This window comes from Streptomyces sp. NPDC054770 (genome assembly GCF_053611985.1).
In genome coordinates, this window is sequence record NZ_JBSHBL010000083.1 from 35,583 (window position 1) to 42,078 (window position 6,496).

The 6,496-nt window shown below is 71.9% G+C and carries 5 protein-coding genes; 1 reads left to right on the top strand and 4 read right to left on the bottom strand.

The window, feature by feature from the left end; all coding sequences use genetic code 11:
* Positions 1-65: 65 nt before the first annotated feature.
* A complete protein-coding gene (locus ACWGKQ_RS43085; protein WP_453297511.1) occupies positions 66-1,241 on the top strand; it encodes a serine hydrolase domain-containing protein in 1,176 nt (391 codons plus the stop codon).
* A 36-nt stretch (positions 1,242-1,277) separates the two neighbouring features.
* Here the strand turns inward: ACWGKQ_RS43085 and ACWGKQ_RS43090 are convergent, their stop codons facing one another.
* The 4 genes from ACWGKQ_RS43090 to ACWGKQ_RS43105 all read right to left on the bottom strand — a co-directional run.
* Positions 1,278-1,553 (bottom strand): DUF1876 domain-containing protein, encoded by a 276-nt coding sequence (locus ACWGKQ_RS43090; RefSeq protein WP_453297512.1) that lies wholly within the window; start codon positions 1,551-1,553, stop codon positions 1,278-1,280.
* A 100-nt stretch (positions 1,554-1,653) separates the two neighbouring features.
* Positions 1,654-2,535: an NAD(P)-dependent oxidoreductase gene (locus ACWGKQ_RS43095; RefSeq protein WP_453297513.1), complete on the bottom strand. Its 882-nt coding sequence runs from the start codon at positions 2,533-2,535 to the stop codon at positions 1,654-1,656.
* A gap of 133 nt (positions 2,536-2,668) precedes the next feature.
* On the bottom strand, positions 2,669-5,422 hold the full coding sequence (locus tag ACWGKQ_RS43100; RefSeq protein WP_453297514.1) for an alkaline phosphatase family protein: 2,754 nt from the start codon (positions 5,420-5,422) through the stop codon (positions 2,669-2,671).
* Positions 5,423-5,435: 13 nt separating this feature from the next.
* A partial coding sequence (locus tag ACWGKQ_RS43105; RefSeq protein ID WP_453297515.1) for an ABC transporter permease occupies positions 5,436-6,496 on the bottom strand: 1,061 nt, incomplete at its 5' end.

The window sequence follows — 6,496 nt, forward strand, 5'->3', positions numbered from 1 at the left end:
GGCCCCCACGGCCACGTTCCACTCACTGTCGCGAGCAAGCGGGCAGCGGGTGGAGGGATCCGGACGTGGACGTCGACGTGCACGGCACTGTGGCCGAGGGCTTCGAGCCGGTCAGGGACGCGTTCGCGAGCAACTTCGAGCTGCTCGGGGACCGGGGCGCGGGGGTGGCCGTCTACCGGGACGGGCACCGCGTCGTCGACCTGTGGGGCGGCGCCCGGGACTTCGACGGGGACGCCGACGACGAGCCGTGGGAGCACGGCACCGCCCAGATCGTGCGCTCGGCGACCAAGGGCGTCGCCGCCGCCGTACTGCTGCTTCTGCACCAGCGCGGGGAGCTGGACCTGGACGCGCCGGTGGGTGATCACTGGCCGGAGTACAAGGCGGCCGGCAAGGAGCGGACGCTGGTGCGGCAGCTGCTCGCGCACCGCGCGGGCGTGCCGGTCCTTGACCGGCCGCTCACGCCCGCGGAGGCCGCCGACCCCGACCTCGGCGCGGCCGCGGTGGCGGCCCAGGCGCCGGTGTGGGAGCCGGGCACCGACCACGGCTACCACGCACAGACGTACAGCTGGCTGACCGGTGAGCTGGTGCGGCGGGTGACCGGGCGGACCGTCGGCGAGTGGATCGCGGACGAGATCGCCGGGCCGGCCGGCGCCGAGCTGTGGCTCGGGCTCCCGGCGGCCGAGCAGGCGCGCGTGGGGCGCGTCGGGCCGCTGGCGGCGCCCGAGACCGCGGGCGCGCTCCGGACCCGGCCCAAGCGCGCCGTCTCCGAGGCGTACGCCGACGCCGGGTCGCTGACCCGACGGGCGTTCGGCGCGATCAGCCCGCTCCCGGACGAGAACGACCCCCGCTACCGCGCGGCGGCCCTCCCCGCCTCCAACGGCATCGCCACCGCCGACGGCCTGGCCCGCTTCTACGCCGCCCTGATCGGCGAGGTCGACGGCGGCAGGCGGCTGTTCACGCCGGAGACCGTGGAACTGGCCCGCACCGAGCAGTCGGCCGGGCCGGACCGGGTGCTGGTCGTCTCCACCCGCTTCGGGCTCGGCTACATGCTGCACGGCAGCGCGTCCCCGCTGCTCTCCCCCGCCTCCTTCGGCCACCCGGGCCGCGGCGGCGCGCTCGCCTTCGCGGACCCGGAGTCGGGCATCGCCTTCGGGTATGTCACCAACGGCTTCCGCAAGAGCGTGACGGCGGACCCGCGGGCGCAGGCGCTGGTACGCGCGGTGCGCACGGCGCTGTCGTAACCGCCGTCCGCGCCCCTGCGGAGAAGCGTGTGCTTCTCACACGTTGATCGGGTGCGAGTGCCGCCCCGACTGCGCGTCGATCTCGCCGTGCGCCTTGGACAGCAACTGCATGGCCAGTTCGTTCAGGGCGCGGGCGCCGGCGATCTCCTCGCCGACTCTGGGCTGGTTGCTGTCGGACTCGTGACGGCTCGCGTGGCCGTGCGCGCGTACCTCGGTGCCGTCGGGCAGGCGTACCAGGGCCACCGCGCGGGTGTGCGTGTCGTCCTCCAGGAACTCCATCTCGACGTGCCATCCCACAGCGGTCTTCATCATGTTCATCATGGGATCCACCTCCGGAATCGCTGCTTCCAGGGTGCTCCTCGGGGCCCGTACCGTCACGTCGGCACAGGCCCCGGTCCGCTGCCGTCGGCCGCTATTCGTCCTCGAAGCTGGCGAAGTACGCGGCGGCCATGTCCTCGTCGGCGTGCCCCTGGGCGGCGGCGCGGGCGAAGCGTTCGGCGGCCGCCTGGGCGACGTCCAGGCGCACGCCGTGGCTCGCGCCGGCGGCGACGATCAGCCGGGCGTCCTTCCCGGCGGTGTCCACCGCGAACGACGGCGGGGTCAGCCCGCCGTCGAGGATCAGCCCGGCCTTGGCCCGCAGGTAGCCCATGTCGAGGGGGCCGCCCGCGATCAGGTCGAAGAAGCGCTGCGGCTCCACGCCGAGCCCCTGCGCCAGCGCGACCACCTCGCCGGTCGCCGCGGTGGCCGCGAGGACCCAGCTGTTGGCGACCAGCTTGAGCCGGGTCGCGGCGGCCGAGGACCCGTCGTCGCCGGTCCACACCGTGCGGGCGCCGACGGCGTCGAAGACGGATGTGGCCGTTTCCCGGCCCTGCTCGGGTCCCGCGGCCAGGACGGTGAGCTGTCCGGCCTCGGCGGGCTGACGGGTGCCGAGGACCGGGGCGTCGTAGAAGACCAGGCCGTGCTCGCGGGCGAACGCGGCGAGTTCGGGGATCTGGTCCAGGCCCGCGGTGGTCGACTGCACCCAGACGGCCCCGGGACGCAGCGAGCCGGCCGCCTCGCGCATCGTCTCCAGCGCGGTCGCGCCGTCGTACAGCATGGTCAGGACGACGTCGGCGCCCTCGACGGCCTCGGCCGGTGTGTCGGTGACCTGGGCGCCGTCGGCCGCGAGGGGTTCGGCCTTGGCGCGGGTGCGGTTCCACGCGCGGACGGTGTGCCCGGCCCTGAGGAGGTTGCGGGCCATCGCGGCGCCCATGATGCCGGTGCCCAGCATGCCCACGGTCGGCTTGTCGGTCATGACGTCTCCCTGTCCTCGTACGTTCCACAGCCAGCTTGGCCCACCCGCGGGCCGCCCGGGGTGCGGCGGCACGGCAGAACGCTCAGGGGACCCCGGTCCGCCGACCGGGGTCCCCTGACAGGAGCGGGCCGGATCAGCCGTCGTTCTCCGCGGACGGGAGGTAGGCGCCCGGTACGTCGTCCGGCGTGAAGATCTTCTTGTCGCCGGGGTAGGGCTTGGTCCAGTTGTGGGTCTGGTACCAGGTGTACCGGTTCATCTGGGTGGGGTTCGCGTAGTCCGGTACGGCGTTCTTGCCGGTCAGCCGCTGGTGCGAGGCCCACGTCCGCCACTGCGCCGCGACCGACTTCTCGGCCGCCGGGACGGAGACCGACGTCGGGGCGGCCACCGCCTTGGTGTCCTGGGCGGCCGGGGTGTCGGAGCCGCAGGCCGGCTGCGGGTTCACGCCGAGGGTCAGGGAGGTCCGGTTCGGGACCGCCGTGAACGGCGTGTCGTTCGCCTTGTTGGTGAACGCCCCGTACATCGGGGTGGCCGCGCTGTCGAGCTGGTTCATCGGGTGGATCCCGAGGATCTGCTCGATGGTGCGGATCATGGTGATCTGCGAGTAGTAGTGGTCGTCGACCGTGCCGTGCTGGGCGTACGGGCTGATGACCTGGACCGGGGCGCGGTGGCCGTCGACGTGGTCGAGGCCGGCCTGGGAGTCGTCCTCGACGACGAAGATCGCCGAGTCCTTCCAGTACTTGCTGTGGGTGATCTCGTCGACCGTCCGGCCGACCGCGAGGTCGTTGTCGGCGACCTCGGCGGCGGCGTTCGCGGGACCGCCGGTGTGGTCGTTGGAGAACCAGAACATGTTCAGGTTCGCCGGGCCGTTCTTCTCGAAGTCCTGCTGCCAGATCTGCTCTTTGTAGATGTCCGGGACGTCGAGGTCGAACTTCGGGAAGCCCTGCACCGACACGTCGTTGAGGGAGGGGATCGCCGAGCCCGTCTGGATGGGATAGGCGGTCCCGGCCCCGGTCGCGGCCATGTTCTTGCTGTCGCAGTACAGGTTCTGCCAGGTCGCGCCGGACGGCTTGGTCTCCAGCGACTGGAACTCGCCGAAGTCCTTCACGGACTTCCCGGCCGCCTGCGCGCCGGTCCAGATGAACCCGGTCTTCTGGTGGCCGAGGACGTCGTCCTCGGTGTCGTAGCTGCGCGTGTACTCGCCGGCCGACGACTCGGTGTACTCCGGGTTGTCCGACTGCATCAGCCAGTTGTGGCCCTCGGCGGAGTTGGTGCCGATGTCGTAGAAGTTGTCGTACAGGCCGAACTGCTGGGCCAGCGCGTGCTGGTTCGGCGTGATGTTCTCACCGAACTGGGTGAGCGAGGAGTTCCCGTTGCCCTGCGGGAGGTCGCCGAAGACCTGGTCGTAGGTGCGGTTCTCCTTGACGAGCAGGAAGACGTGCTTGATCGTCGACGGGTCGCCGATCCGCTTCGGGACCGGGACGGCCTTCTTGTGGCTGTCGCCCTTGGCCGTCCTGACCGAGTTGGACGTCCAGCCGTTCTGCTTGAACACCTTGGCCGTCTCGGACCTGACGACCTGGTCGCTCGGCAGCGTGAACTGGGTGAGGCTCGACGTGGTGTCGTGCGTGTTGTGGCCGGCGGCGTCGGGGCGCAGCGCGTCGATGCCACGGGTGTTGGAGACGACGACCTTCTTGCCGACGGTGGTGATCTCCGAGGGGAAGTAGTCGGTGGGGAGCAGGCCGACGTAGCGGGCGGGCTGCTGCGGGGAGGTGTAGCGGTAGACGGCGACGGCGTTGGCCCGGCCGAGGGTCACAAGAAGGCGGCCGTCGTCGGTGAGGGTGACCGCGTTGGGCTCGTAGCCGACGGACGCCTCGGGCCACGGCTGGGTGGAGATGGTCTGGACGACCTTGTCCTTGCGGGTGTCGATGACCGACACGTTGTTGTCGGCGGTGTTGGTGACGAACACCGCGCCCCTGCTCGCGTACACGGCGGTCGGGTGCAGGCCGACGTCGATGGTGCCGACGGCGGCGGACGGGTCCGCGGTGTCGATGACGCTGACCGTGCCGGTGGTGCTGGCGCCGGTCTTCGGGTTGGCGACCACGTCGGTGCCGTAGGAGTTGATGGTGGTGTCGCCGGCCCTGGCCGGACGCCCGCCCTCGTTGCTGACGTAGAGCTTGCCGCCGACCAGCGCGAGACCGCGCGGGGCGTTGCCGACCGCCCAGGTCTGCTTGATCGTGCCGGTCGCCGCGTCGATGGCGACCACCTTGTTCTGGCCGTTGACCGCGGAGTACACGGTGGCGCCGTCGGCGGAGAACACGGCCGCGCCCACCAGTGCCTGCTTGGCGCCGTCCGCCGCGATGTTGACGGCCGTCGGGTTCGCGAGGGTGCCGTCGGCGTTGACGGTGAACTTGGTGTAGCCGTTGGCCTGGCCCAGCCACAGCTGCTTGCCGTCGGGCGAGTAGGTGGGGCCCTCCTGGCCGACCGCGCCGCTGCTGATGCGCAGGTTGTCGGCCGCGTTGGTGCCGATCTTCTGCGTGACCTGGCCGGTCGCCAGGTCCAGGACGACCAGGGAGGCGTCGCCGTCGGTGACCGAGGCGGCGAGGTGGGTGCCGTCCGGGCTGACCGTCGACGACATGATCTTGCCGTCGTTGATGACGCTGCGGATGCCGTAGGGGTTGATGTACTGATCGGCGGAGACGACCTGGCCGTTGGCGGTGGTCTGGCCGACCTGCTGGGTGCCGAACTGGTAGGTCGAGGCGACCGCGGTCCCCGTGACGCCGAGGGCGACGGCGATACCCGACGTCACCAGCAGGGCCCGGCGGCCGACATGTCTGCCGAAGAGGTTGAACTGCTTCTTCTCGCTGATCCGACGCTGGCGTGTTACCTGCACGGAGCTGTTCCCTTCAGTGGGTGTCGAGCAGGTCGACGTTGCCGTCGAACTGCCACAGCGGATTCGGGGCGTCGCCGGTCGGGGTCCGCACCAGGAAGTAGCCGTTGACTTCCTTGGGACCGTCGCCGTCGGCCACGAACCGCCCGTCCGAGGTGATGTCGAGCTGGTAGATCGCGGTGCCCGTGACCGCGACGCCGGGCAGGTGCCAGCTCACGACGCAGCGCCAGTCGTTGCCGGCGCCCTCCTGGGCGGCCTGGCCGTCGCTCTTGGTGCAGGCCGCCGTGGCCCGCAGCTGCGCCTCGGTGACGGCCGGCCGGTGCAGCTGCCCGGTCTGGAGTCGGTAGAGGTGGGCGAAGACCGTGGCGAGGGACTTCTGCACCTTGTCCTGCCGGATCCCGGAGCCGGTCGACGGGGTGGCCACGGCGACCGCCCCGACGGTGACGGCGGTCAGCGCGGCCAGCGGCAGCACGCCGAGGGTGAACGCGCGGCGCCCGGAGCCGTCGTAGGCCGGGTTGGTGAAGTCCCGCCGTACGAACAGCAGATACGCGAGGGCGGTGGCGAGCACCGTCCACGCCAGGCCGACCGCGACGCCGATCAGGAGCGGGGTGAGCTGGGCGGGGCTGGTGAACAGGCCGTTCCAGGAGATGAAGGCGTAGCCGGGCAGGGCCAGGCGCACGGCGACGGGCAGCGGCAGCATCTGGGCGACCGACATGGCGAGCGCCACGACCGGGGGCAGCAGCAGGCCCGTCGGGGAGCGGCCGAGGGCGACCGAGCCGAGCAGTCCGATCGCAGCGAGGGCCAGGGTCGGGGCGAGGGCCGCGAGCCAGGCGAGCAGGACCCGGGCGGCCGCGTCGCCGGGCGACAGCAGGTGGCCGTCGAGGCCGACCAGCGGCTGGTTGCCGACCGACGCCAGCCCGCCGGCCGTGCTGGACGCGACCAGTCCGGCCACCAGCAGCAGGATGACGGTGAGACTGGCGAGCGACTTCGCCGCGAAGATCCGCGCGGGCGAGCGGACCGCCACCAGCAGGTGGCGCCAGGTGCCGAGGCGGTCCTCGGCGGGGAACACGTCACCGG